Source organism: Bacillus sp. RCC_6_1 (assembly GCF_041360755.1).
GTDB lineage: Bacteria > Bacillota > Bacilli > Bacillales > Bacillaceae_G > Bacillus_A > Bacillus_A cereus.
Map to the genome: position 1 here is coordinate 47,931 of NZ_JBFUPV010000009.1, position 24,744 is coordinate 72,674.

The following is a 24,744-nucleotide window of genomic DNA, read 5'->3' on the forward strand; positions in this document are numbered from 1 at the left end:
TAGCCCGATTTTTTTATTTGCCATTAAAACTCAACATTCTCTAAATACAACCCACTTGCCTCAGCAAGACAATTAATTTGATTGCGCTGCTTTTCCTCTAAAATGTTTGGAATTGCTTCAGCGTCTAATTGTCCTAATCCAACTTCAATTAATGCCCCGACAATTTTTCTTACCATATTATGAAGGAAGCCGTTACCACTTACTCTAATTTGTACAAACCCTGCCTCTTCCATCACATCAAGTGTATATACTTCTCGAACCATAGATTTTTTCTTTGATTTCGCATTTGAAAAAGCAGTAAAGTCATGTGAACCAACTAAATGTTTCGCAGCTGCTTTCATGCTTTTCACATTTAATTTTTTATTCACATGCATGCTGTATTTACGCATAAATGGATTTGTATGCTCTTCATTCCAAATTTTATACAGATATGTTTTTGCTTTAGAATTGTAACGAGCATGGAAACGATCATGTACTTCTTCCACATTCGTAATGCTAATATCATTAGGTAAATATTGATTTAAATATTTTTTCACTTTATGTTCCACTAACTTCTCATCACTTTGAAAGTTAGCAACTTGATTCAAAGCATGTACACCAGCGTCTGTTCTACTACAACCGATAATTTCAATTTCTTTTCCGACCATTTCAGATATGACACTTTCGATTTTTCCTTGAATTGTATTATCGTTATTACCGAGACGTTGCCATCCTTTAAAACGTGCGCCATCGTACTGAATTGTTAATTTATAATTATGCATAATATTCTCCTTCATAGAAAATATTCCCTCATACCATGAGGGAATATTAATAAACTTTACTTTCTAACAAGCTTCACTACATTTTCTACGTGAGCTGTATGCGGGAACATATCAACTGGTTGCACATACTCCACTTCATAGCTCTTCATTAATGCTTGTACATCACGTGCTAATGAAGAAGGATTACAAGACACGTACACAACTTGTTTCGGCTTCACTTTTAAAATTGTTTCCAGTAATTTATCATCGCAACCTGTACGTGGTGGGTCGACAACAATTACATCTGGACGCCATCCTTCTTTTACCCATTTCGGTAACCATTGTTCAGCTTTACCTGCTTCATATTTCGTATTTGTAAATCCGTGACGCTTTGCATTTTTTCTTGCATCTGCAATCGCTTCTGGAATTACATCCATACCACGTACTTCCGCTGCATCATTTGCAAGCCAAAGACCGATTGTACCAACGCCACAATACGCATCTACAATTTTCTCATCGCCTGTTAACGCAGCGGCTTTTTTTGCTTCATTATATAAAACAACGGTTTGCTCTGGATTCAACTGGAAGAACGCACGTGCTGATAATTCAAATGATAAATCACCAAGTGTTTCTTGAATTACTTCTTTTCCAGCTAATTTAAATGTTTTGTCGCCAAAAATAACAGATGTTTTACGCCAGTTTACATTTTGCATAATTGATTTAACCGCTGGCATCTGTTTTTGTACTTCTGCAATAAATTGTTCTTTATTTGGTAATTCTTCTTTTGTTGTAATAAGTGTAACTTGTACTTCACCTGTTTGAACTGCAGTACGTGTTACAATTGTGCGTACTAAACCTTTTTGTTTTTTCTCATTGTAAATAGAAACATTTAATTTTTCTAAAATACGTCTTACAACTTTTGTCGCTTCATTCGTTGCTTTATGTTGAATCATACAGTGAGCGATATCAATTAACTGATGTGAGTTTTGTTTATATAGCCCTGTAATAACCTTTTCGTCTTTACGCCCCACTTGTAATTGACTCTTATTACGATAATGCCATGGATTTTCCATGCCAAGCGTTGGACGAATTTTCTCTTCCATACTATTTTTCATGTACTTCTCAAATGCTTGTACAACGATATCACGCTTTTGATTCAATTGTTCTTTATAATCTAAATGTTGCAGCTGACAACCGCCACACTCCTCATATACTGGACACGGTGCTTTCACACGATGCGGTGAAGCTTTACGAACTTTTTTCACTTTCGCTTCAGCGAAGCCACGCTGAATTTTCGTTGTTTCTGCAACAACTTCTTCTCCTGGTAATGCCCCTGGAATGAAAACAACTTGTCTCTTAAAATAACCAACGCCTTCTCCGTTAATCCCAAGACGTTTAATTGTCACAGGAAACGTTTGACCAACTTCCAACTTACTCTCATGTTGCTTTTGTATCATTATTACACCTCTACTCTATACTTTTCCATAAATATAACGCTGCATAACTGCAGTATGGTTCACACTCTTGTTTCAATTTTTCTAAAAATGCATCATCAGGTTTATCATCTAATTGAAATATACCTTGCACTGCACGCTGAATCCCAATGTCCGCTTTCGGGAACATATTTTTCCGTCCAAGCCCAAACATTAAAAAGTTTTGCACTGTCCATGCACCAATTCCCCTAATTGGCAACAATTGTGCTGAAATGTCTTCTTCCGTCCCATTTTCTATACTCGCTAAATTTAATGTACCACTGACAATACTTCGACCTAATCCTACTATATATTCAGCCTTTCGCTGACTAAACTTCTGCTCTCTCAATTCTTCTATTGAAATATTTGCTACTATTTCCGGAGTGGGGAAAAAGAATACACCGTTCTTCTCTGTTCCATACCGTTTCACAAATTGTTCTGTTAACACAGTAGCAAATTTCAAATTTATTTGTTGGTGAATGATACAGCGAAGCAGACAAGCAAAATAATCAAATTCTAAAATAATTGGAGTATGAGCATATGTTTCAAATAGTGGACGTAATGATGTGTTTAAAAAATGATTTTGTATATCTTGAAACGGTTCATTCCAATGAAAAATGGCTCTCATTCGTTTCATGACTTTCTCTGGATCTCCTGTCTGACTAGAAATCCAAAACTGTGGATTTTGAACAGTACCAATCCCTTGTAAGCGAACAACAACCTGTTCCTCGTCTATACAAAGCGGGATATAAATAACTTTCTCATCTAATTGAATGACGTTAAGAGGATCAAAAGATAAACGTTTTAATACTTCTTCAAAATGATACGGATACTCTAACGTAACATGCTCGCTCCACATACGTTTCCCCATCCTTTTTACACATCATTATAGCATGAGAAAACCGTAAGCATACATGCTTACGGTTGATTGCCTTTTACTAAGTCATCTAGACTTTTAAAATGATACCCTTTCTCGCGCAAATCATCAATGATTTTTGCAAGTGCTTCTGCATTATCTTTTGATATTGCATGAAGTAATAAAATAGATCCTGGATGAATCATCGTCATAACATTATTATGCGCATATTGCCATCCTCTTTGCTGATCCACTTTCCAATCCAAAAATGCAAGTGACCAAAATACATTATAATAGCCCATTTCTTTCGTAAGAGCTAACGTTCTTTCACTAAATACACCGCGCGGAGGACGTACATATTTCACTTCTTTTTGCCCAGTTACTTTTTTAATTTCTTCCGTTACACTCGTTAATTCTTCACGAAGTTTCTCATCATTTACCGCTGTAAAATCAGGATGACTCCAAGAATGGTTTCCAATAATGTGTCCCTCATCCTTCATTCTTAACAATAAATCTTTTTGTGTTTTAATGTAATGTCCCGTTACAAAGAAAGTTGCTGGTACTTTTTTCTCTTTTAATACATCTAATATTTTCCCTGTGTATCCATTCTCATATCCATTATCAAATGTTAAATAAATATCTTTTTTCTTCGTATCTCCTAAATAAAACCCGCCATTTTTTTGTAGTAAATCTGTATATAACTTTCCTGCATCTGGTACTGTTTCATTTTTAGGACGCGGGATTCCCCAGTTATGTGGAGTATTTGTATAAGCCAGTGCTGAAACTGGAACAAGTGCCATCATAATTGAAAAAATGAGACCGATATATAACCATTTATATTTCATAAATAGTCTCCTTTCCATATATAATCGTACTTGTAGTTTCTGTTGCAACGCATTCTTTCATGCTGAACATGTTTTTCTATATATACCAAAAAAATGCATCTCGAATCATTCGAGATGCATTTTTTATTTACTTAAATACTGGCTCTTTAAAGCTAGCTAATTTTTCAAGTGATGTTTTATCAACATCTGCATGTAAGCTATTACCATGAGAGTCCATCGTTACAACTGCTTTAAACCCGTCGATACGTAAATGCCACATTGCTTCTGGAATACCAAATTGTAAGAAATCAACATCTTTCACTTCTTTAATACATTCAGCATAATATTGCGCTGCACCACCGATTGCGTTTAAATATACACCGCCATGTTCTTCTAAAGCCGCTAATGTTTTCGCACCCATACCGCCTTTTCCAATGACAGCGCGAATACCGAATTTCTTCATAATATCGCCTTGGTACGGTTCTTCACGAATACTTGTCGTTGGACCTGCCGCTTTAATTTGCCAATTGTCATTGTCATCTTTCACAACAACTGGACCACAGTGGTAAATAATTTGTCCATTTAAATCTACTGGACAATCATTATCCATTAAATGCTTATGGATTGCGTCACGACCTGTATACATCATGCCATTAATTGTTACAACATCACCAACGCGAAGTTCACGAATTTGCTCTTCTGTAATTGGTGCTTCTAATACAATCTCACGTTGCTCTGTTTTTTCTTGTACTTCATGCTGAAGTGTATCTTCCCCTTCTTGATATAGCCAATCCATAATGTCTCCTGTTTCAGGATGAATTTTCACACCAAGGCGACGATATGCCCAGCAATTATACGCAACAGATACATAGAAACTAGCTGGCAAACGATTATAGACGCCAATTTTACAACCAAGTAAAGTTGTTTCTCCGCCAAATCCCATCGTACCAATGCCAAGCTTGTTCGCATTTTCTAATACGTACTCTTCAAGATGTTGTAACTCTGGTACTGGATTGACATCATCTAATGTACGGAATAATTGATTTTTTGCTAATTCATAACCTGATGTGCGGTCTCCCCCGATACCAACACCAATTACACCAGCGCTACATCCTTGCCCTTGTGCTTGATATACTGCATGAAGAAGGCATTTACGAATCCCTTCTAAATCACGGCCAGCTCGTCCAAGTCCTTCTAGTTCACACGGTAAGCTATATTGAATATTTTTATTCTCACAGCCACCACCTTTTAGGATTAAACGTGCATCAATATAATCTTTTTCCCATTGTTCAAACTTAATCACCGGCGTACCTGGTCCTAAATTATTTCCACTATTATCTCCAAAAAGAGAATCAACAGAATTGGGACGAAGTTTACCATCTTTTGTCGCCCGCTCAAGCGCATTATAGATAGCTTCCTTCAACTTTAATTGATTCACACCAACTGGTGTATAAATTTTAAACGTTGGCATCCCTGTATCTTGGCAAATCGGCGAGATGTTATCATCAGCCATTTTAATATTATTTGTAATTGTGCCAAGTGCCATCGCAGAACGAGTCCCTGCATTTTCTCGCTCTTTCGCTTGTTGAATCGCACGACGAACATCTTTCGGTAAGTTCGTTGACGTTTCAACAATTAGTTGATACATGCTTTCTTGAAGCTTTTCCATTGTTACTTCCCCCTCAATTGTGAACGCTACCAAAACGTTATGAGCTGAAAATTCAATTGTTATGCTCTTTAGCTATTTATTTCACGCTATTAGAGCATAAATGAAATTTTTCACAACTTGATTATACCTCTTTTTCTATCGTCCTTCTATTACCCGAACAGAAAAAGGCTACCAAATTGGAATTGGTAGCCTTTTTAATATATTATTCGTCTTTTTTAAATTGCTCACATTTTAATTCTAATTCATCTAACATTGCAAGAAGACGATCTACATCTTCTAATTCTACTTCTTCGGGTTCAATTGTATCAATTACTTCAATGAACATATTTAAACGTTCTTTTAAATATACTAATTGTGTATCTTTATCTTGAATTGCTTTTCCCATGAAGGCACTCTCCTTTTAATTCGAGTTGCTTTTATTATACCGCAAAAACGATTGCTATGGGCATGAAATTTCATCAATTTTGTCACAGTCATCCACTATAATGTAAGCCCTCTCTCTTTTCATGCTAAAAAGTTTCACTTTATAAAAAGCACATATTCTTCTATTATAGAGAATGGACAAATTGTTATTTCAATAGTCAAAGGAGTATTTCATATGACGATATCACAAAAAATGAAGCCGATTACTCCTTCTTACGATCCATGGGAAGCGTATATGGACCTTGAAGAGTACGGCAAACTACTATTAACAAATGTTGAATTTACAACGACGACGTTATGCAATATGCGCTGTGAGCATTGCGCTGTTGGTTACACGTTACAGCCGAAAGACCCAAATCCGCTTCCGATGGATCTTTTATTAAAACGATTAGATGAGATTCCTCATTTACGTTCTTTAAGTATTACTGGCGGAGAACCTATGCTTTCAAAAAAATCCGTCGACAACTATGTAACACCACTCTTAAAATATGCCCATGAACGAGGCGTTCGCACTCAAATCAACTCTAACTTAACTATAGATTTAGCACGTTACGAACAGATTATTCCTTATTTAGACGTATTGCATATCTCTCATAACTGGGGAACAATTGATGACTTCGTTGAAGGCGGATTTGCAATGATGGAGCGTAAGCCTACTTACGAACAACGTGCAAAATTATTCGAAAGAATGATTACAAATAGTAAGGCTCTATCAGATGCAGGTGTACTTGTATCTGCCGAAACAATGTTAAACAAAAGAACTCTACCACATATTGAACATATTCACCGCCAAATCGTCGAAGAGATGGGCTGTAAACGTCATGAAGTTCATCCAATGTATCCAAGTGACTTCGCGAGTAATCTAGAGATTTTAACAAAAGCTGAAATTCGTGATGCGATTGAGCATTTACTAGAAATTCGCGATGAAAATGTATGGATGTTATTTGGAACTTTACCTTTCTATGCTTGTAGCGATGACGAGCGAGACATTGCCACATTTAAAAAGTTACAAGAGAGCAAAAATGTAACTGTTCGTAACGATCCAGATGGTCGTTCACGCTTAAATGTAAATATTTTTGATGGCAATATTATCGTTACTGATTTTGGTGATGTTCCACTTCTAGGAAACATACAAACAAACACATTACAAGAAGCGTATGAAAAATGGAGCGCTTCAAAAACTGCAAAATCATTAAGCTGTCACTGTCCTGCAGTAAAATGTCTTGGACCAAATGTTCTTGTAAAAAACAGCTACTATCCGACAGAAGATTTCTTATCAAAAACAGCAAACATTACATTATAAAAAAACGTCAGCTTATAAGCTGACGTTTTTTCATGTTATTGCGAGTGGGAAGAAGAAATGAATTTAAAATACAAATGATCATGAATTGGAATAGCAGCTCCAATTCCTTGAGAAGTAATATTTTTCACAACAAGTCTTTTTTGATTTCCCTTTAATACAAGATACACTTCTCCAAATGTTACTTTTCCTTTTTCATTTACTGCTGGTGTATAAGCGTATAAATATCCGAGTTGACTCGGACTAATATTATACACACGCTCATGTCCAGTACCATAACCAATGGTCGTTTTAAACGAAAGGGGTAATTGTACTTTTTCAAGTGCTTTGAGAAGCATCATTTTTTTCACATCTGCAGCATCTTTCATATCTGCTGTTAAATCGCCTTCAACCGTCTTTTGTGTTTCTTGCTTATAGCGAAGTGGATATAAACGGTCTCCTCCGCGATTATCATACACATTTCGATTCACTTGTTTATATTCCCAATTAATCGATGTGTCTACTGATTCATAATGTAAAGCCCATTGACCCAAATAAATTTTTGCCCGATACCCTACTGCAAGCGGCGCATTTGAAATTGTCGTTTCATTAAACATCCGAATTAAGTCTGGATTTTCAATTTTAATATTAGCCGTTTTCAATAGCTCTTGAGCAAATTTACTTGGTTGTAAACGTGGCAAATCTTGCGCATCATTTGGAAATGTATTGTCTTTTGAAATATTTAAAACAGATGAAGGCATTTTTGTTCCTACTGTTGTCTTTGCAAAACTCATGTTAGGAAATAATAAAATAAACGAGACCATAGTTGAAAGACATATGCTGTATACTCGTTTCACCTGTCTGGCTCCTTCCTATGTAGGTATATATACTACTTCGTTTATTGTTTTCTCTGAGCGCAATTGTTATGCCTATTTTTCATAATAAATAAAAACCAATTCCCATAATGACATACGCCGCTAGTAAAGTGCCACCTTCAAACCAGTTTGTATCTCCATCATTGGAAATCGCAATCGTTAAGAAAACGGCTGTAATCATAGACACAAGTTCTGGTATAGTAAATACTAAAGGCATCCTTTGCGCGAAGAACATAGATAGCAATACTAATACAGGAGCAACAAACATGGCGATTTGTAATGTAGAGCCTATTGCAATTTCGACTGCAATATTTACTTTATTTTTATAAGCCATAATAATTGCAGACGCATGTTCCGCTGCATTCCCAACAATTGCAACGATAATAACCCCTATAAATAACTCTGACCAACCAAATGACTTTGCAACAGTTTCAAAAGTATGTACGAGTGCCTCTGACACATAAGCTACTGCCAGTGTTGCTATCGCTAAAATAAGGAGCGCCTTCCCTTTTGACCACTCTGGCTCTTCTTCATGCGCTACTTCGTCACTTTTATGTTGATATACACCACGGTGCGTAACTAACTTAAATAGTAATGCAGCAAGGTACATGATAATCATAATAATAGAAACACCTATACTTAATTGATACGTCTTGCCAGCGTCCATCTTCATTGAAAAGATCTCTGGAATAACAAAGGCCACAACAACAGCAAATATTAATAAAGCTGAATTATGCCTTGCATCATATACATTAAAACTTTGTCTTTTGTATTTAAGACCTCCAACAAAGAAAGATAACCCTCCTACCAATAATAAATTTCCAAGTACAGAACCGGTTAAAGAAGCTAACACCACTTCAATTAACCCTGCTTGAAGTGCAAAAATTGAAATGATAAGTTCAACAGCATTACCGAAAGTAGCATTTAATAATCCGCCTATTCTAGGACCAGAAACAATTGCTAGACTCTCTGTTGCTCTCCCCATAAAACCAGCTAATGCGATAATCGTAATACAATACACAGCGAACATAATTGTTTCTGGCCAATGAAGTGTTTTTCCAAGTACAGATAGTGGTACACCTATAAGCGCTACTATAAGAAATATTTTATTAAACATGCTTTTCATCCTTCCATCGTATGTATTTCTCCTCAATATTATTATTATTCTTCTCCTAACTTGTCCGATTTCATCACAATTACGTTTAAAAAATCGGATTGAAGAAAACAGTATGAAAGATATTTAAATTATCTTGTTTAAACAGACAGAATTATAAATTGTGAAAAGGGGTTAAAATTATGCACTTAAAAGAAAAAATCGCAACTATTATTCAAGGTCAACGTACTGGTGTATTATCTACAGTACGAAATGAGAAACCTCATAGCGCCTTTATGATGTTTTTCCATGAAGATTTTGTACTATATGTTGCAACAGATCGACAATCAAAAAAGATAACAGATATTGAACAAAATCCTAATGTCCATGTACTACTCGGACGAGAAGGAAAAAAATTAGATGAAGATTATATTGAAGTTGAAGGGTTAGCTTCAATCGAGGAAGACTCAACATTAAAAAACAAGTTTTGGAATAATAGCTTAAAACGTTGGTTACTCGGTCCTGAAGACCCTAATTACGTATTGATCAAAATCAATCCCGACACAATTTATTACATTGATGGTGCGGGTACGACGGAGCCTGAGTTTTTACGACTATAAAATAAAACAAGCCCCCCCTTAGGTGGGCTTGTTTTGTCGAAAAGTTCTTTTAAAAAAAATAATAAAATAGGTGGAACTTTCCAAAGATTCTGTTATATAATAGCAGTAACTTAAATAAACTGTATTAAAACAGATTGAGGGGAGAAATAAAATTGATGAAGAGAGAAGAACGCAAAAATATGATTGAGTTTATTGAAAAGAAAAAAGGGATTGAGCGTGACGAATTATTGTTTATGACAGACGATGAAGTAGAACATATTTATAATGTAACGTACTTTTTATATGAGGAAATTGCAGAGTAGTATAATAATCCCCACCTTATTAAAAATATAAGGTGGGGATTATTTCGTTATTTAGCCCACTATTTACAGGCAGTAAAACTCCCACCTTAAAATTCAGGTGGAGCAAGAAGTTAAGTTGAAGTCGCGCTTTCTATAAAGCTCAATTGCTTCAACTTTATACATGAGAATCATTTTCATGTATAATACTGTAAGATTGGAGGAATTTTACTATGAGTTCGTGGCTCTTATTTGCACTATTATCAGCAATTGCTGCTGCCCTTGTATCTATTTTTGGAAAGTTTGGTTTAGACGGCATCGATGCAAACGTTGCAACAACAATTCGATCTATTATTATGGCATTATTTATGATAGGCGTTATTATCATACAAGGTAAATTTCAAAATATCGGCGACGTACTGCTAAATAAAAAAGCACTGCTATTTATCACATTAAGTGGGATTGCAGGTGCTTCGTCATGGCTATTTTATTTTCTTGCCCTCAAAACAGGAAAGGTTTCACAAGTAGCTCCTGTCGATAAATTAAGCGTCGTATTTTCTATCATTCTCGCTATGATTATCCTCGGTGAAAAGTTAAACTTTATGACCGGTGTTGGTGTAGTCTTTATTACAGCTGGTGTATTATTTATTGCTTTCAGCTAAAAAAACCGCTATTAGCGGTTTTTCTTTTTCTTTATGTACAACCATACAACACATGTAACAACTGCTGAAATTAATAAAATCCATATTCCATAATGATGTAAACTATACTCAACGAAGCGCCACTTCTCGCCTAACTTCCAGCCAAGCCCAATAAAAACACTTATCCAAATGAGCGCACCACCGTAAGCGTACAAACAAAAACGCCAAAGTGTCAAATTTGATACCCCAGCAAAATATGCCGTTAAATGACGTACTCCCGGTATAAAATAACCAATCATTAAAAGAAATGGCCCATATTTTTCAAATAAAATATGTGTTTTTTCAATGTGATGTTCTTTAATTCTAATTTTCGGCCCATATTTCTTTAAAACAGGGAGCCCAAGTTTTAAACCTAATATGTAGCTTAACGTGATCCCTAACATCGCACCAGCCATCCCACTTAAAAAAGCAGCAGTTCCTGACATAACTCCTTTTGAAACATTATAACCAACAAAGGTCAATAAAAACTCGTCTGGTATCGGTAATCCGACAATACCACCAGCCAAAGCTATAACAATTCCAAAATAGCCATAATGCGCGATTAACTCGCCAATATGTTGTTCCATTCGGAAGACACATCCTATGCACGATCGTTATTCCACATTGTACCCTTTCTATCTTTAAGGCAAACATGGTATACATATTCACTATACATTGTTTTTATAATGAACTCTACTTCTATTCTTTCCTTTAACAGAGATAAAGTGAAACTTTAATCAGTGGGAGTTTTGTTCATCCTCTACTAATTATTAACCTATGCCAATCTTGCTTCTACAGACATCCCGACTCCCACATAACTTACTTACATTCAACAATTTTGAGATTAGATTCTTACTGCCCGCAAATAACCCGATAAAAAATAAAAATTCATATGCGTGTTTTTTTGTTACAATAAAGGAAAGTTACTTTTCGCAACGGTTTAACTCTCAAGAAAAATGATATATCTAGCAAAAACATAGTTTGGTCTATATAATGCAACTTCTACCTATTAAAAGAACATACACCCTTTTACATACGACATCATTTTTCTAAATTATACAGGGGGGAACGAACATGACCATTGAAAATCAATTTATTCAAAAAGTTTACTATAAAACATTTTTAACAGAAGAAACTTCTACTCCTGCATCGGAAGTACTCGGTGAAGCATATATAAATGAATCTAAAAATGAATTCTCCAACATTTCTAATATTCGATTTGCTCAAGGTGAATTTTATTATCAAAATAAAGATTTTGAAGCAGCTATATTTAAATGGGAAAAAGTAAATAATGCTCTTGCACTTTGGGCGACAAAAAATATTGCAGATGCTTATTTTGAACTAGGATTCTTACCAAAGGCAGAAGAAATTTATCAATCTATTCAAACGGAAGATACAACTCTTACGATGGAGGTTTCCTTACAACTTCTTTCTCTTTATATCGAACAAAATCGTTTAGGACTCGCTTTTAAGACGATTAGTGAAGCTGTTGCATTCCAACCGGATTATCCAAATATTACTGCAATTGCACGTTCTTTCTATGAAAAACAAGAAGATTGGAACAACGCTATCGAACTAGCTGTTCAAGAAGGTATTCGAACACAATCTTTACACTGGTTTGATACGTTAATAAATTACATAAACAAAGGATTTACAAAAAATATTAAGCCTGAATATTTCTATGAGTCTTTAAAAGCTCTATATGCTGTTGATCAAGCTCAATTTAAAGAGCTTGTTATTGCTCTTTGGAATAGCTATCAACATGAATCCTTATACCTTCCTTGGATTCAAAGTATTAATCATTTATTCTTGCATATTGAAACAGACAATAATGACGATTGGAATGAAATTTCTACTCGCTATCAAGAAACATACTTTGCATTAATTACCGGAAATCATTTTATGCATGAATTAAACGGACTTGTACCAAATTTATTAACAAATTGGTTTAGTTTAACGAAAGCAAAAGATTCTCTAGTTGTCTCTGCAGCAGTGTTAGCATGGAATGAAGTCTCACCTACAACTTTAGAATCATTACTCGTAAAAAGTGCTGGATCCTTACTTTCTAATACATCAGCTGAAGCAGATGTAAATATGGAAACAGTTTCTCATTTATTCGAAACAATCGCTGTATGGGCTGAGAAAAATGATGTAGATTTAAGTCATCAATTTACGCTACTAGTCCATGAACTATGTGATTTAAATGTCACACCACTACTAATAGCTGGAACTAGTGACCATGATAAAACATCATTTGTTAATTCAATATTGGGAGAGAACATCTTAACTGAAACTTTAACAACTCCTATTCTATTTAAAGACGCTAGTCAAACTGAAATAACAGAATTTACCGAGTTAGATATACGAAATATCCCTAACCTTGATGAATTCCATCAAATAACGGCTACATCTGCTCAGTCAGAACTTGAGAAAAAATGTATAGAAATTAAGCTACCAAGTAGGTTTTTAAGAAAAAATAAGTTTACATTTCTTCTTACACCATCCATTCAAGAGCAATTGGATAAAAACAATGCATACTTTGAATACTTACAAGCAGCAGATAGTCTTGTTTACGTATTAAATTCTTCTTCACCATTGCATAGTAAAGAAATTGATACATTAATTTATTTACGTGAACAAGTACCAAACTTACAAATTCACTTCGTATTACACACAAATAATACGACTACTAATGAAAAACTAATTAGTAAACTTAAAGTACATTTTCCAGATGCACAATTCTTCCCATACTCTCCTTCGCAAGAGAGTAGCCAGCAACTTGGAGATGTAACAGAATCTATTCTCTCTAATCTTGCAAAACGCGATATAGAAAAAGAACGTATAGAAAAGCTAATATGGTTTACACAAAAGACAATTGCTTATCTCATAAATGAACGTGTGGAATTAGAAAATACATTAGTAAAATCCGTACGCTGGAATAAACACATCTCAGTGAAACTTACTGGATTTATTAATAACCTTACTGCTCTTGAAAAAGATAAAATTCGCTCTATTACCGAATCCTATCTTTTAACGAAAGAAGAAATTACACGAGATATACATTCTCAAATTCCTGAATTATTACAGAGTTGCTCTGATCTTGTTCAAGAAGATAGTGATTTCAAACTAGTTCATGAAGAATTAAATGCTGCAATGAATGAACGTGTTCAAAAGCATGTACAACAGGTACTTCTTCCTAAATTTACTGGGTCTATTCAAGAATGGATTGAAACAGCACATAATGAATTTATTCAAGCTCAAGCTTATTTAGATGAAATGAGTGAAACGTTTAATAAATTATATAAAGAAGAACGTATGAAACTTCCTTGCGATTTCAAATTATTAGATGATTGGAATCGAGATGTTGCACGAATGACAAATCGAATTACAGTAACGAACATCAATATTTTATTACGCTTTACACCGACACAGTTTTTCTTAAAAAGTGCCGGAAAATTATTTGGTAATATGCAAAAAAACCAATCTATGCTCGCCAACAAATATAAACAATATATTGAAACAGAAGACTATACAGAAATTGCTCACACAATTTCCAAACAATTCTTCCTTCAATTTGAAGTATTTGAAGGTGCATTAGAACGTGATATCATGATGTTCTTCAAAGATCCACTTAATATATTGAAACAAAATGTAGATGCAGCTCAACTTGAGATACAGGAAGACGAGCAAACATTAGCGACGCTAAGAAGCAATCCAGAAACATATCATGATCCTTTGGCGTTATTTAAACTACAATTACTACAACATAAATTTGTTTTAAGTACTACAAAGAAACATGAAGATATCTTTGTATCAAACGAATCTCCTACTGTTTAACAAAAAAACCAAGCAAACTAAAATTTGCTTGGTTTTTTTTACTTTATTATTTTCATATGTTCAAACGGATAATAAATGCCTGCTAACTTTCCTAACACATCTTCTCTATCAATAAAACCTAAACCATTTCTACTATCTTTACTTATTAAGCGATTATCTCCCATAACAAAAATCTTATTTTTAGGAACTGTAATCGGTCCAAAGTCCTCTGTTAAATTCATAAGTTTTTTTTCTGCTTGTTTTTTATTACTATCCAAATACTCTTCATCTTTCACTTCAGAATTTACATATAATTGATCATTTCTCATCTCAATTATATCTCCAGGCAATCCAATCACTCTTTTGACATAAAAATTATCTGTTTTCACAACAATAATATCTTCTCTCCCATAGCTTTCAAATTGTTTTGCTAACTTATTAACAATCACCTTATCTCCATCTTGCAACGTTGGCCTCATAGATGCTCCTTTTACAGTCGTCGGAAAAAACACAAAAAATTTCGCCAAAAACACCAATAAACATGCAATTGCAATAGTTCCAAAGAATTCACGCCAACGTTTTTTCTTTTGCATCATTTCACCAACTCATCATCTTTTTACTTTTATTATAAATAATACGACTGATGATTTTCTACAAAATTCTGAATTATAAAATTAAAATATTAGAAATTTTAAAATAAAAATACTGATCAAATTAACAAGCAAAAAAGATACTCTCAAAATAGTCTATCCACTATTTTGAGAGTATCTTTTTATAATCCCACATATATAATACACATTTGAGCAGCTACATATGTAAACCAAATCCAAAGTGGCTCATACTTCAATTTACGCCCTCCGATATCTGTCACGCCAATAATGAAATCAGAAATTACAAACAGTAAGCCACCAAACGCTGGTATCCACCATATCCCTGTATTTTCATAATATAAGGCGAATGCAAAGCAAGCCATTCCTCCAACCCACAATCCGTAAATTAGAGCTCCTATCGTAAACAACTTATCCTGTTTATCATTTCGGATAAAGAAGAACCATCCTACAATTAGAAAGAGCCCATATACGAGTAAGCCAATCCAAAAACCATTCCATGAAATTCCTGTTTGCAAAAATGCTTTTACATAAAAACAATGAGCAACAGCGAAAGTAACCATCCCTCCAATTAATCGATGACCAATTGGAATCAGCCCAGCCATAAACAAATCTCCCACAGTTGATAAAGTCATACCAAGTGCAACCCACGTACTATACTCTACAGATGGATCTTGTAACCATATGCAAATTGCACTACCTGTTAAAGAAAAACTAAGAATAAGACGAATTGCTAAAGGTAACGGCATATTATCTTTCGTTCTTTTTGTCTGCCCCATTGCATAAATTGCACCAATAAAAAAAAGAAATATTTGCCCAATTAACACCACGTAAAGTAGATTCATAATATTTTCTCCTCAATAAATGCTTTTTGTATCTTTTTTCGTTACACTTAGTCTATTATCCTTTTTCTATAAAAAAAGAAGAACAGTACTGTTCTTCCATTGTAATCGCTTTTCTGCTCTCTATGCTACTTGTTTTTCTTGCTCCATTTTTTGCTTAGCTGGTGTCCTATTTACCACAATGATTCCCGCGGCTACACATGCTAAACCGAGTAGCACAAATGAATGAATTGCTTCACCTAAAATCATGCTCGATAATAACACACCAAATACGGGTATAAAGAACATATACATAGATACTTTTCCAACCTTGTTATACTTCATAATTGTATTCCAAATGCAAAAACCAGCTGCAGATAAGAAAGATAAATAAATTAGCATAAGTAGTGCATGTAGACTAAATGTAAATGGCATGACTCCAACTTGTAAAGCCCCTATACATAATAATCCTGTAGAACCAAAAATCATTTGGTATGCTGTCATATAACCAATATCTAATGTTTTACTACCTTCTTTTGCTAATATGTTTCCATATGAATACAGCATTGCTGCACTAAGAAGTAATAAGCTTCCGATCCCAAAATGAAATGATAAGCTACCATCACTCGGCACATTTACTAAAATGACGCCACAAAAACCAATAGATACCCCAATTAGTTTTCTCATATTGAGAGCATCATCTTTATATAAAAAATGGGCGAGTAAAATTTGAAAGAATGATGATGTTCCTGAAATGATAGCTCCTTCAATTCCTGAACTATAACTCATTCCAATGTAAAAACAGATATATTGAAGAAACGTTTGGAATAAACCAATTTGTATTAACTGTTTCCCTGTTCCTTTTTTGAAGCTCATATCTTTTCCTAACACTTTAAAGAATAATAAGAGCATGACTCCAGATAAAAAGAAACGATAACCGGCAAATAATATTTGCTCTCCAACTTCTTGTGGTTGAATTCCAAGTTCAACATAACTTAATTTAATAAAAGGAAATGCGCTTCCCCATAAAAAAGTTGCTACTATTGCAGCAATAAATACGCCAATCGGATGGGTAAAAATTTTCTCTGTCTTCACTTGTTGTCTTCCTTTCCGATCTTTTTATGAACAATATTCATATATACCAGAGGAGTTGCGAAAACACAAGTTTTCCGTTTATACTTGAAACAAAACCGTACCATCTCATAAAAACATATGATATACTATAGAATAATTACAACATAAGAACTATTAAAAACAGATTCAACAGAAATGCTGCTATCCATTATGGATGGCAGCTTTCGTCGTTTTATAGGGGTTTCGATTTTGATTATTTTTCTCAATAAGAATGCGGAAGGAGCGGGTAGTAATGAACTCAGAAGTAAAAACGTTACAGTCAAAAGAAACAATTTCTCATCCCTCTTTATGGGACACATTAAAAAAACATTATGAACTTGTATTTGCAGTAGCATCTGGTATTTTTATTTTAGTTGGCTGGTTATTCACAAAGAACGATGTAATGAATGTAGGTATTACTTGCTATATCCTTGCTTATATAGTTGGTGGATATGCAAAAGCGAAAGAAGGCATTGAAGATACGATTGAAGAAAAAGAGCTAAATGTTGAAATGCTAATGCTCTTTGCAGCTATTGGTGCTGCAATTATTGGCTACTGGGCAGAAGGGGCTATCTTAATCTTTATCTTTGCGCTCAGCGGTGCTATGGAATCTTATACATTAAGTAAGAGCCAAAAAGAAATTTCCGCTCTTCTTGACTTACAACCCGAAGAAGCATTACGCATTTCCAACGGAACGGAGGAACGTGTTCCTGTTGGAGAGTTACAAATTAACGACATTATTTTAATTAAACCAGGTGAACGTGTTCCCGCTGACGGTACGATTCATAACGGTGAAACAAATATTGATGAAGCAGCAATCACGGGAGAACCTATTCCAAATGAGAAAAGACATGGCGATGAAGTATTTGCAGGTACTGTAAATTTACGTGGTGCTATCGAAGTTAAAATTACGAAGCCAAGCGATCAAACATTATTCCAAAAAATTATCCGTCTCGTCCAAAGTGCACAAAGTGAAAAATCACCATCACAACTATTCATCGAAAAGTTTGAAGGAACATACGTAAAAGGTGTACTACTCGTTGTTGCGCTTATGATGTTCGTTCCTCATTTCTTACTTGACTGGAGCTGGAATGAAACGTTTTATCGCGCTATGATCTTACTTGTAGTCGCATCTCCTTGTGCACTCGTTGCTGCCATTACACCAGCAACGTTATCTGCAATTTCTAACGGAGCAAGAAATGGAATTCTCTTTAAAGGTGGCATACATTTAGAACGCCTCGCTTCAGTAAAAGCAATCGCCTTTGATAAAACAGGAACATTAACAGAAGGAAAACCTACCGTAACAGATGTATATGTTCGAGAAAATATGACAGAAAAAGAAGTACTTTCTATTACAGCATCCATTGAAAGTCACTCTACACATCCTTTGGCTGCATCTATTGTTAAATATGCACAACATGCGTACGACATTACATTAAAAAAACCTGAAAAGGTTGAAGATGTAACTGGTTTTGGGCTAAAAGGAATATTCGAAAACAACGCTTATAAAATAGGTAAAGCTGATTTTATCGGTGAAGAAACAAAAACATTTCATAATGGTATTTCTGCCTCACTTGAAAAGGAAGGTAAAACTGTCGTTTATATTAGTGATGAGGGAGGCATTCTTGGACTTATCGCTTTAAAAGATACGCTTCGCCAAGAAACAATAGCTGCTATTCGTGAATTACAAAGCATTGGTGTCGAAGCAATTATGATTACTGGAGATAATGAAGAAACGGCAAAAGCAATTGCCTCTGAAAGTAATATAAAGGAATATTACGCATCATGTTTACCAGAAACAAAAGTTGAAACGATTAAAAAGTTAAAAGAAAAATACGGTACAGTAGCAATGGTCGGAGACGGTATAAATGATGCACCTGCACTAGCTACTGCTAGCATTGGTGTCGCAATGGGAGAAGGAACAGATGTAGCTTTAGAAACTGCGGATGTTGTACTGATGAAGAACGAACTATCTCGTCTTTCCCAAGCAATTCGTTTATCAAAACGAATGAACCGTATTGTGAAGCAAAACGTAATCTTTTCGCTAGCCGTTATTGCCATGCTAATTTGTTCAAACTTCTTGCAATTTTTAGCTCTTCCATTCGGTGTTATTGGCCATGAAGGAAGTACGATTCTTGTCATTTTGAATGGCTTACGATTATTAAAAGGCAGCAAATAAAACGGGTCCCTCATAGAGGACCCGTTTTTTTTAATGATAGCTATTATGACCGTTCGCACTGCTACTCGTTTTATGCTTTGGATGCGAACTGCTCTTTTGTTTATTATTACTTTTATTATTATGGTTCTTTTTATTATTACTCATGAAATATCCCCCCTGTTCCTTTTTATTATGGAACAAGAGCTCATTATTCATTACGGGAATTATTGTCACCGGTTCTATAATGGTGGAGTAAACCATTAATTTCACCGCCAAGTAAAATTACCCATCCAGTTAAGTAAAACCATAACATTAAAATAATGATACCACCGAGACCACCATATGTATTGGCGTAATTCGCAAACTTATCTACATAATAAGCAAATGAGTACGATACTACAATCCATCCTACAGTAGCAAATAACGCCCCTGAAATAACTTCTCTTCTTTTTAACTTTCGATCTGGGGCAAATGTATATAAGAAACTAAACAAAGCAAATAGCACGAAGAAACTCGCTACTAATCGTGTAATGCTCCACACGAAAGAAAAACTATCTGATAAACCGAGTGCTTTAAACACTGCTGCTCCAATAACTTGTCCGAATACCGGAACAATTAACGCAAAGACAATCATAAAAATAATAGCTAATGTAAACACAATTGATAACGCTCTTGTTGTAATAAAAGAACGTGTTTCCTTCACGTCATAAGCGCGGTTAAAAGCATTCATAACCGCATTAACACCATTTGAGGCAAACCATAACATGGATAATAAACCAAATGATAATAAACCACCATTTTGCTGGTTTACAACTTTATCTACATTTACCTCAATTAAGTTCATTGCATCATCTGGTACATAAACCTCTAATAAACTAAGCACATCCTCTGTTTGAATGGGAATAAATCCAAGAAGCGTAATTAAGAAAACGAGCCCAGGAAAAATTGCAAGCAAGAAGAAATAAGCGAGCTGTGCTGCCAAGCCCGCTACATCATCGCGCATCGTCCGGTCATATAAATCTTTACCAAACGAATAAGTACGATTTCTTCTCACCTTTTCTAAAATTTTTCTCATATATGTTTAAACGCTTTTCTTCTCTTCTTTATCTTGCTTTAACTCAATGTACGCTTCAGTTTTTTTTTCCACTGCATTTGAGTCTTTCATAAATAATTCACGCGCTTCTTTCATACCACCATCTTCAGCAACTACTGGCTCTTCTTCTGCTTTCAGCTCATCTACCTTTGGAGATACAGCTTGAATTTCAATCGTTTCTGGCTTTTCTTCTGGCTCAACTTTTTTCTTACTAAAAATTTCTTTCGTTTCTTTTAACGTCTCTACAACAGATGGCGTTAATTTTTTAATTTCTGCTACTTTCGCTTTTACCACATTGAAATCAGCAAGTTCGCGTCCTTTATCTGTAACAGTTTGCACTTTTTCTTTGATCTTTGCATTTTCACCAATTTCAATCATCTTTGTTTTTGCTTTTTCTGCTGTATTTTTTACTTTTTCACGGTTTTCTTTCTTTAACATGGATACAGCTACACCTGCCGCTACACCAATCGCAATGTTTCGAGCAATATTATTTTTCTTTGCCATATTCCTTCACCCTTTCATTTCTTATGTTAGAAAGTATTTCTTTCTAAGCTTCCTCATATTCCTTGTTCATTTCGAATGAAAGCTAATAGCTTTGCACACCCTTCTGTTACAAGGTCATATACTTCTTGGAAATTCCCTGTATAGTAAGGGTCAGGAACGTCTGTCCAGCCACCGTCTGGAACAAAGTCGGACAGCCTACCAATATAGCCTCCAGTTTTACCTAAACTTTTTAAATCTGCTATATTCTTGTTGTCCATGGCAATAATATAATCAAACTTTGTTAAGTCTTCTTTTTCTACTTGCCTTGCTTTAATTCCTTCAAAAGTGACTGCATTTTCTTTTAAAATTTTTTGTGTTCCTTTATGTGGCGGATGGCCAACATGCCAATCTCCAGTTCCTGCAGAATCAATGACAATTTTCTCTTCAAGTCCCTCTTTTACGACAAGATTTCGAAAAATCGCTTCTGCCATCGGAGAACGGCAAATGTTCCCAAGACAAACAAACAATACTTGAACCATACTTTTGTTTCTTCCCTTCTTGGTGCATTTCTTGGTGCATTTCTTTATATATACTTATAGTATAAACAACCAATTATTAAATATAAAGGAAATCCCTACTAATTTAATGGGATTGAAAAGATTCATTAACGAAAATGATAAAAAATGTTAAGATAGCCTTATGTTATTTTAAAGGGGGACACTTCGGTGGATTTATCCGTAAAGTCAGAAGAAAACGTTGAATATATGGTCGAAGCTATTAAAGAAAAATTACGTATGGTTAATGCTGGAGCGATGAGAGCTGCTAGTTTTAACGAAGAAATGTACGAAGATTTACGTGACATTTATAATCATGTTATGAAACGTGAAACATTCAGCATTAGTGAAATGCAAGCTATTACAGAAGAATTAGGTACATTAATTAAAAAGTAAAAAAGCCTCTCTTATATGAGGCTCTTTTTTATTTCCAACAAATTCATGACAACTCTTCTCTTTCCCTCAACCAACTGTAAAATATTGTACAATAGAAGTAGAACCTCACCTTAGATTTTTCTCCATACATACTACTCACAAATAATAGCAACACTACCATTGCTAACTGTTTTTACTGGAGGTGCTTACTTATGAGCAATTGGTACAGTAAGACGAAAGATCAAACATTAATTGACCTAGAAACAAACGAACAACACGGTTTAACAGATGAAATTGTAAGTGAACGTTTAAAGCAATACGGTTCTAATGAATTAGCTACAAAACAAAAACGCACTTTATGGCAGCGTATTTTCGCCCAAATTAATGACGTCCTCGTATATGTCCTTATTATTGCTGCCCTTATTTCTGCCTTTGTAGGTGAATGGGCGGATGCCAGTATTATCGCGCTTGTTGTAGTTTTAAATGCTGTTATCGGTGTTGTCCAAGAATCTAAAGCAGAACAAGCTTTAGAGGCACTAAAAAAGATGGCAACACCTAAAGCCATCGTCAAGAGACATGGTGAACTAAAAGAAATTCCATCTGAGCACGTCGTTCCAGGTGATATCGTTATGCTCGACGCCGGACGATATATCCCATGCGATTTACGCCTTATTGAAACCGCAAATTTAAAAGTTGAAGAATCTGCTCTAACTGGTGAATCTGTCCCTGTTGATAAAGATGCAATCTACCACCCTTCCATGCAAAGTGATGAACAAGTACCACTCGGCGATCAAAAAAACATGGCCTTTATGTCTACTCTTGTAACATACGGAAGAGGCGTCGGTGTTGCTGTTGAAACTGGAATGAACTCACAAATTGGTAAGATTGCTACCCTTTTACATGAAGCAGACGATGATATGACACCACTTCAAAAAAGCTTAGCACAAGTCGGAAAATATTTAGGCTTTGTCGCTGTAGCTATTTGTATCATTATGTTCCTCATCGGTTTTTTACAAGGCCGGGATACGTTAGAAATGTTTATGACTGCTATTAGTTTAGCCGTTGCAGCTATTCCAGAAGGCTTGCCAGCTATCGTTTCCATCGTTCTTGCAATTGGTGTGCAACGTATGATTAAACAAAACGTTATCATTCGCAAACTACCAGCTGTTGAAGCCCTCGGTTCTGTCACAATTATTTGTTCAGATAAAACAGGTACGTTAACGCAAAATAAAATGACCGTTACTCACTTTTATAGTGATAACACATACGATCGCTTAGAAAGTTTAAATGTAAATAATGATGCGCAACGTCTATTGTTAGAAAATATGGTGCTATGTAATGATGCGTCTTATAATAACGAATCACAAACGGGAGACCCGACTGAAATTGCACTTCTCGTTGCTGGAACCACTTTTAACATGCAAAAAGATTATTTAGAAAAAATACATGAACGTGTTAACGAAGTACCTTTCGATTCAGATCGTAAAATGATGTCAACCGTGCATACATACGATGAAAGCTACTATAGCATGACGAAAGGCGCTATCGATAAGCTCTTACCTCGATGTACCCATATTTTTAAAAACGGCAAAATCGAGATTTTAACTGATTCTGATAAAAATCAAATATTAGAAGCTGCCGGAGCAATGTCTCAAGAAGCTTTAAGAGTACTTTCATTCGCATTTAAACAATACAATTCAAACGATATGGATATAAATCATCTTGAAGAAAATCTTATCTTTATTGGTCTTGTCGGTATGATTGATCCACCACGAACTGAAGTGAAAGATTCAATTAAAGAATGTAAAAAAGCCGGTATTCGCACAGTTATGATTACCGGTGACCATAAAGATACCGCCTTTGCAATTGCCAAAGAACTTGGCATTGCTGAAGAAATATCGGAAATTATGATTGGAACTGAATTAGATAACATTTCTGATACAGAACTAGCTAGCAAAATTAATCATTTAAATGTATTCGCTAGAGTCTCTCCAGAGCATAAAGTGAAAATTGTAAAGGCATTACGCGCGAAAGGAAATATCGTTTCTATGACTGGTGATGGTGTCAATGATGCACCATCTTTAAAGCAAGCTGATGTTGGCGTAGCGATGGGCATTACAGGAACAGACGTTGCAAAAGGGGCAGCAGATGTCGTGTTAACAGATGATAATTTCTCATCTATTGTGAAAGCCGTTGAAGAAGGTAGAAATATTTATCGTAACATAAAAAAATCAATTCTCTTCCTACTCTCTTGTAACTTCGGAGAAATTATCACTTTATTTTTAGCCATTTTACTCGGCTGGGCAACACCACTACGACCTATTCACATTTTGTGGGTAAATTTAATTACAGATACCCTGCCTGCATTATCACTTGGGGTTGATCCTGAAGATCCTGATGTGATGAAGGAAAAACCACGACATGCGAAAGAAAGCTTATTTAGTGGTAGCGTTCCTTTCCTTATTTTCAATGGGATTGTCATTGGGCTTTTGACGCTAATAGCCTTTATCGCCGGAGCAAAGTTCTATACTGGAGATACACATTTATTCCCTCTTTTCCCAGAGCAAATTGATGAGGATGCTCTATTACACGCTCAAACGATGGCATTTGTCGTTCTTAGTTTTTCTCAGCTCGTTCATTCATTTAACTTGCGTTCAAGAACGAAATCAATTTTTTCCATTGGGATCTTTACAAATAAATATTTAGTCTTCTCCCTTCTTATCGGTGTTCTTATGCAAGTTTGTATCATTTCCATCCCGCCCCTTGCAAATATATTCGGTGTACATGCATTAACGATGCGAGATTGGGGATTTGTTCTCTTATTAAGTATCATTCCACTTATTGTGAATGAGATTATTAAATTAGTGAAGAGAAACTAAAAGGCAATGAGGAATAGTCCTCATTGCCTTTTCAT

At 35.1% G+C, this 24,744-nt stretch carries 23 protein-coding genes; 8 read left to right on the forward strand and 15 right to left on the reverse strand.

The window, feature by feature from the left end; all coding sequences use genetic code 11:
• Nucleotides 1-23: 23 nt before the first annotated feature.
• From truA to AB6801_RS21875, 6 genes are all read right to left on the reverse strand, one after another.
• Entirely contained in the window at nucleotides 24-761 is a 738-nt protein-coding gene (gene truA, locus AB6801_RS21850; protein WP_000553118.1) for a tRNA pseudouridine(38-40) synthase TruA, read from the reverse strand.
• A gap of 56 nt (nucleotides 762-817) precedes the next feature.
• Nucleotides 818-2,197 (reverse strand): 23S rRNA (uracil(1939)-C(5))-methyltransferase RlmD, encoded by a 1,380-nt coding sequence (gene rlmD / locus AB6801_RS21855; RefSeq protein WP_000615200.1) that lies wholly within the window; start codon nucleotides 2,195-2,197, stop codon nucleotides 818-820.
• Between the two features lie 10 nt (nucleotides 2,198-2,207).
• Nucleotides 2,208-3,071, reverse strand: a complete 864-nt coding sequence (locus AB6801_RS21860; RefSeq protein WP_000269418.1) for a DNA-3-methyladenine glycosylase family protein — start codon at nucleotides 3,069-3,071, stop codon at nucleotides 2,208-2,210.
• A 59-nt stretch (nucleotides 3,072-3,130) separates the two neighbouring features.
• Nucleotides 3,131-3,913, reverse strand: a complete 783-nt coding sequence (gene pdaA, locus AB6801_RS21865; RefSeq protein ID WP_000875956.1) for a delta-lactam-biosynthetic de-N-acetylase — start codon at nucleotides 3,911-3,913, stop codon at nucleotides 3,131-3,133.
• Between the two features lie 127 nt (nucleotides 3,914-4,040).
• Complete coding sequence (fumA, locus tag AB6801_RS21870) at nucleotides 4,041-5,561, reverse strand: class I fumarate hydratase (protein ID WP_000413520.1); 1,521 nt, start codon at nucleotides 5,559-5,561, stop codon at nucleotides 4,041-4,043.
• A gap of 202 nt (nucleotides 5,562-5,763) precedes the next feature.
• Nucleotides 5,764-5,946 carry an SE1561 family protein gene (locus tag AB6801_RS21875; RefSeq protein WP_000513558.1) on the reverse strand — a complete coding sequence of 61 codons (183 nt, stop codon included), beginning with the start codon at nucleotides 5,944-5,946 and terminating at the stop codon, nucleotides 5,764-5,766.
• Between the two features lie 213 nt (nucleotides 5,947-6,159).
• Here AB6801_RS21875 and yfkAB point away from each other — a divergent pair, with 213 nt between their 5' ends.
• Nucleotides 6,160-7,287: a radical SAM/CxCxxxxC motif protein YfkAB gene (yfkAB, locus tag AB6801_RS21880; protein ID WP_000156023.1), complete on the forward strand. Its 1,128-nt coding sequence runs from the start codon at nucleotides 6,160-6,162 to the stop codon at nucleotides 7,285-7,287.
• 35 nt (nucleotides 7,288-7,322) lie between these two features.
• Here yfkAB and AB6801_RS21885 read toward each other — a convergent pair whose 3' ends face one another.
• Both AB6801_RS21885 and cax read right to left on the reverse strand, forming a co-directional pair.
• Nucleotides 7,323-8,120 carry a YfkD famly protein gene (locus AB6801_RS21885; RefSeq protein ID WP_002102695.1) on the reverse strand — a complete coding sequence of 266 codons (798 nt, stop codon included), beginning with the start codon at nucleotides 8,118-8,120 and terminating at the stop codon, nucleotides 7,323-7,325.
• A gap of 79 nt (nucleotides 8,121-8,199) precedes the next feature.
• The gene (gene cax / locus AB6801_RS21890) at nucleotides 8,200-9,255 is read right to left on the reverse strand and encodes a calcium/proton exchanger (protein ID WP_000482133.1); all 1,056 of its coding nucleotides are present in this window, start codon (nucleotides 9,253-9,255) and stop codon (nucleotides 8,200-8,202) included.
• Between the two features lie 179 nt (nucleotides 9,256-9,434).
• Here cax and AB6801_RS21895 point away from each other — a divergent pair, with 179 nt between their 5' ends.
• From AB6801_RS21895 to AB6801_RS21905, 3 genes are all read left to right on the forward strand, one after another.
• Nucleotides 9,435-9,851, forward strand: coding sequence for a pyridoxamine 5'-phosphate oxidase family protein (locus AB6801_RS21895; RefSeq protein WP_000550220.1), 417 nt, complete (start codon nucleotides 9,435-9,437; stop codon nucleotides 9,849-9,851).
• A gap of 155 nt (nucleotides 9,852-10,006) precedes the next feature.
• On the forward strand, nucleotides 10,007-10,153 hold the full coding sequence (locus AB6801_RS21900; RefSeq protein ID WP_000817786.1) for a BH0509 family protein: 147 nt from the start codon (nucleotides 10,007-10,009) through the stop codon (nucleotides 10,151-10,153).
• Between the two features lie 209 nt (nucleotides 10,154-10,362).
• Nucleotides 10,363-10,791 (forward strand): EamA family transporter, encoded by a 429-nt coding sequence (locus AB6801_RS21905; protein ID WP_000100295.1) that lies wholly within the window; start codon nucleotides 10,363-10,365, stop codon nucleotides 10,789-10,791.
• A gap of 11 nt (nucleotides 10,792-10,802) precedes the next feature.
• On the opposite strand, the gene AB6801_RS21910 is transcribed toward AB6801_RS21905, so the two are convergent.
• Nucleotides 10,803-11,396 (reverse strand): DedA family protein, encoded by a 594-nt coding sequence (locus tag AB6801_RS21910; RefSeq protein WP_000434878.1) that lies wholly within the window; start codon nucleotides 11,394-11,396, stop codon nucleotides 10,803-10,805.
• A 487-nt stretch (nucleotides 11,397-11,883) separates the two neighbouring features.
• Here AB6801_RS21910 and AB6801_RS21915 point away from each other — a divergent pair, with 487 nt between their 5' ends.
• Nucleotides 11,884-14,646, forward strand: coding sequence for a tetratricopeptide repeat protein (locus AB6801_RS21915; RefSeq protein WP_097999052.1), 2,763 nt, complete (start codon nucleotides 11,884-11,886; stop codon nucleotides 14,644-14,646).
• A gap of 38 nt (nucleotides 14,647-14,684) precedes the next feature.
• On the opposite strand, the gene lepB is transcribed toward AB6801_RS21915, so the two are convergent.
• The 3 genes from lepB to AB6801_RS21930 form a co-directional block, all read right to left on the reverse strand.
• On the reverse strand, nucleotides 14,685-15,221 hold the full coding sequence (lepB, locus tag AB6801_RS21920) for a signal peptidase I (RefSeq protein ID WP_000983302.1): 537 nt from the start codon (nucleotides 15,219-15,221) through the stop codon (nucleotides 14,685-14,687).
• Nucleotides 15,222-15,397: 176 nt separating this feature from the next.
• A complete protein-coding gene (locus AB6801_RS21925; protein ID WP_001051073.1) occupies nucleotides 15,398-16,078 on the reverse strand; it encodes a lysoplasmalogenase in 681 nt (226 codons plus the stop codon).
• A 120-nt stretch (nucleotides 16,079-16,198) separates the two neighbouring features.
• Nucleotides 16,199-17,149, reverse strand: coding sequence for a DMT family transporter (locus tag AB6801_RS21930; RefSeq protein ID WP_000845729.1), 951 nt, complete (start codon nucleotides 17,147-17,149; stop codon nucleotides 16,199-16,201).
• A 271-nt stretch (nucleotides 17,150-17,420) separates the two neighbouring features.
• On the opposite strand from AB6801_RS21930, the gene AB6801_RS21935 reads away from it, so the two are divergent.
• Nucleotides 17,421-19,346, forward strand: a complete 1,926-nt coding sequence (locus AB6801_RS21935; protein WP_001083773.1) for a heavy metal translocating P-type ATPase — start codon at nucleotides 17,421-17,423, stop codon at nucleotides 19,344-19,346.
• A gap of 187 nt (nucleotides 19,347-19,533) precedes the next feature.
• On the opposite strand, the gene AB6801_RS21940 is transcribed toward AB6801_RS21935, so the two are convergent.
• Genes AB6801_RS21940 through AB6801_RS21950 form a run of 3 tightly spaced genes read right to left on the reverse strand, consistent with a single transcriptional unit; the run spans nucleotide 19,534 to nucleotide 21,440 of the window.
• Nucleotides 19,534-20,400 (reverse strand): YihY/virulence factor BrkB family protein, encoded by an 867-nt coding sequence (locus tag AB6801_RS21940; protein WP_001226536.1) that lies wholly within the window; start codon nucleotides 20,398-20,400, stop codon nucleotides 19,534-19,536.
• 6 nt (nucleotides 20,401-20,406) lie between these two features.
• Nucleotides 20,407-20,922 (reverse strand): DUF4075 domain-containing protein, encoded by a 516-nt coding sequence (locus tag AB6801_RS21945; protein WP_001085388.1) that lies wholly within the window; start codon nucleotides 20,920-20,922, stop codon nucleotides 20,407-20,409.
• Nucleotides 20,923-20,975: 53 nt separating this feature from the next.
• Complete coding sequence (locus tag AB6801_RS21950; protein WP_000250916.1) at nucleotides 20,976-21,440, reverse strand: low molecular weight protein-tyrosine-phosphatase; 465 nt, start codon at nucleotides 21,438-21,440, stop codon at nucleotides 20,976-20,978.
• A 186-nt stretch (nucleotides 21,441-21,626) separates the two neighbouring features.
• Here AB6801_RS21950 and AB6801_RS21955 point away from each other — a divergent pair, with 186 nt between their 5' ends.
• Nucleotides 21,627-21,851 carry a DUF1128 domain-containing protein gene (locus AB6801_RS21955; protein ID WP_000366199.1) on the forward strand — a complete coding sequence of 75 codons (225 nt, stop codon included), beginning with the start codon at nucleotides 21,627-21,629 and terminating at the stop codon, nucleotides 21,849-21,851.
• 191 nt (nucleotides 21,852-22,042) lie between these two features.
• Nucleotides 22,043-24,709: a cation-translocating P-type ATPase gene (locus AB6801_RS21960; protein WP_000073690.1), complete on the forward strand. Its 2,667-nt coding sequence runs from the start codon at nucleotides 22,043-22,045 to the stop codon at nucleotides 24,707-24,709.
• Nucleotides 24,710-24,744: the final 35 nt, after the last annotated feature.

Excerpts from the sequence above, each read along its gene's own strand:
- truA (WP_000553118.1), bottom strand. The coding sequence starts at position 761 with ATGCATAATTATAAATTAACAATTCAGTACGATGGCGCACGTTTTAAA.
- rlmD (WP_000615200.1), bottom strand. The coding sequence starts at position 2,197 with ATGATACAAAAGCAACATGAGAGTAAGTTGGAAGTTGGTCAAACGTTT.
- AB6801_RS21860 (WP_000269418.1), bottom strand. The coding sequence starts at position 3,071 with ATGTGGAGCGAGCATGTTACGTTAGAGTATCCGTATCATTTTGAAGAA.
- pdaA (WP_000875956.1), bottom strand. The coding sequence starts at position 3,913 with ATGAAATATAAATGGTTATATATCGGTCTCATTTTTTCAATTATGATG.
- fumA (WP_000413520.1), bottom strand. The coding sequence starts at position 5,561 with ATGGAAAAGCTTCAAGAAAGCATGTATCAACTAATTGTTGAAACGTCA.
- AB6801_RS21875 (WP_000513558.1), bottom strand. The coding sequence starts at position 5,946 with ATGGGAAAAGCAATTCAAGATAAAGATACACAATTAGTATATTTAAAA.
- yfkAB (WP_000156023.1), top strand. The coding sequence starts at position 6,160 with ATGACGATATCACAAAAAATGAAGCCGATTACTCCTTCTTACGATCCA.
- cax (WP_000482133.1), bottom strand. The coding sequence starts at position 9,255 with ATGTTTAATAAAATATTTCTTATAGTAGCGCTTATAGGTGTACCACTA.
- AB6801_RS21895 (WP_000550220.1), top strand. The coding sequence starts at position 9,435 with ATGCACTTAAAAGAAAAAATCGCAACTATTATTCAAGGTCAACGTACT.
- AB6801_RS21900 (WP_000817786.1), top strand. The coding sequence starts at position 10,007 with ATGAAGAGAGAAGAACGCAAAAATATGATTGAGTTTATTGAAAAGAAA.
- AB6801_RS21905 (WP_000100295.1), top strand. The coding sequence starts at position 10,363 with ATGAGTTCGTGGCTCTTATTTGCACTATTATCAGCAATTGCTGCTGCC.
- AB6801_RS21910 (WP_000434878.1), bottom strand. The coding sequence starts at position 11,396 with ATGGAACAACATATTGGCGAGTTAATCGCGCATTATGGCTATTTTGGA.
- AB6801_RS21915 (WP_097999052.1), top strand. The coding sequence starts at position 11,884 with ATGACCATTGAAAATCAATTTATTCAAAAAGTTTACTATAAAACATTT.
- lepB (WP_000983302.1), bottom strand. The coding sequence starts at position 15,221 with ATGATGCAAAAGAAAAAACGTTGGCGTGAATTCTTTGGAACTATTGCA.
- AB6801_RS21925 (WP_001051073.1), bottom strand. The coding sequence starts at position 16,078 with ATGAATCTACTTTACGTGGTGTTAATTGGGCAAATATTTCTTTTTTTT.
- AB6801_RS21935 (WP_001083773.1), top strand. The coding sequence starts at position 17,421 with ATGAACTCAGAAGTAAAAACGTTACAGTCAAAAGAAACAATTTCTCAT.
- AB6801_RS21940 (WP_001226536.1), bottom strand. The coding sequence starts at position 20,400 with ATGAGAAAAATTTTAGAAAAGGTGAGAAGAAATCGTACTTATTCGTTT.
- AB6801_RS21945 (WP_001085388.1), bottom strand. The coding sequence starts at position 20,922 with ATGGCAAAGAAAAATAATATTGCTCGAAACATTGCGATTGGTGTAGCG.
- AB6801_RS21950 (WP_000250916.1), bottom strand. The coding sequence starts at position 21,440 with ATGGTTCAAGTATTGTTTGTTTGTCTTGGGAACATTTGCCGTTCTCCG.
- AB6801_RS21960 (WP_000073690.1), top strand. The coding sequence starts at position 22,043 with ATGAGCAATTGGTACAGTAAGACGAAAGATCAAACATTAATTGACCTA.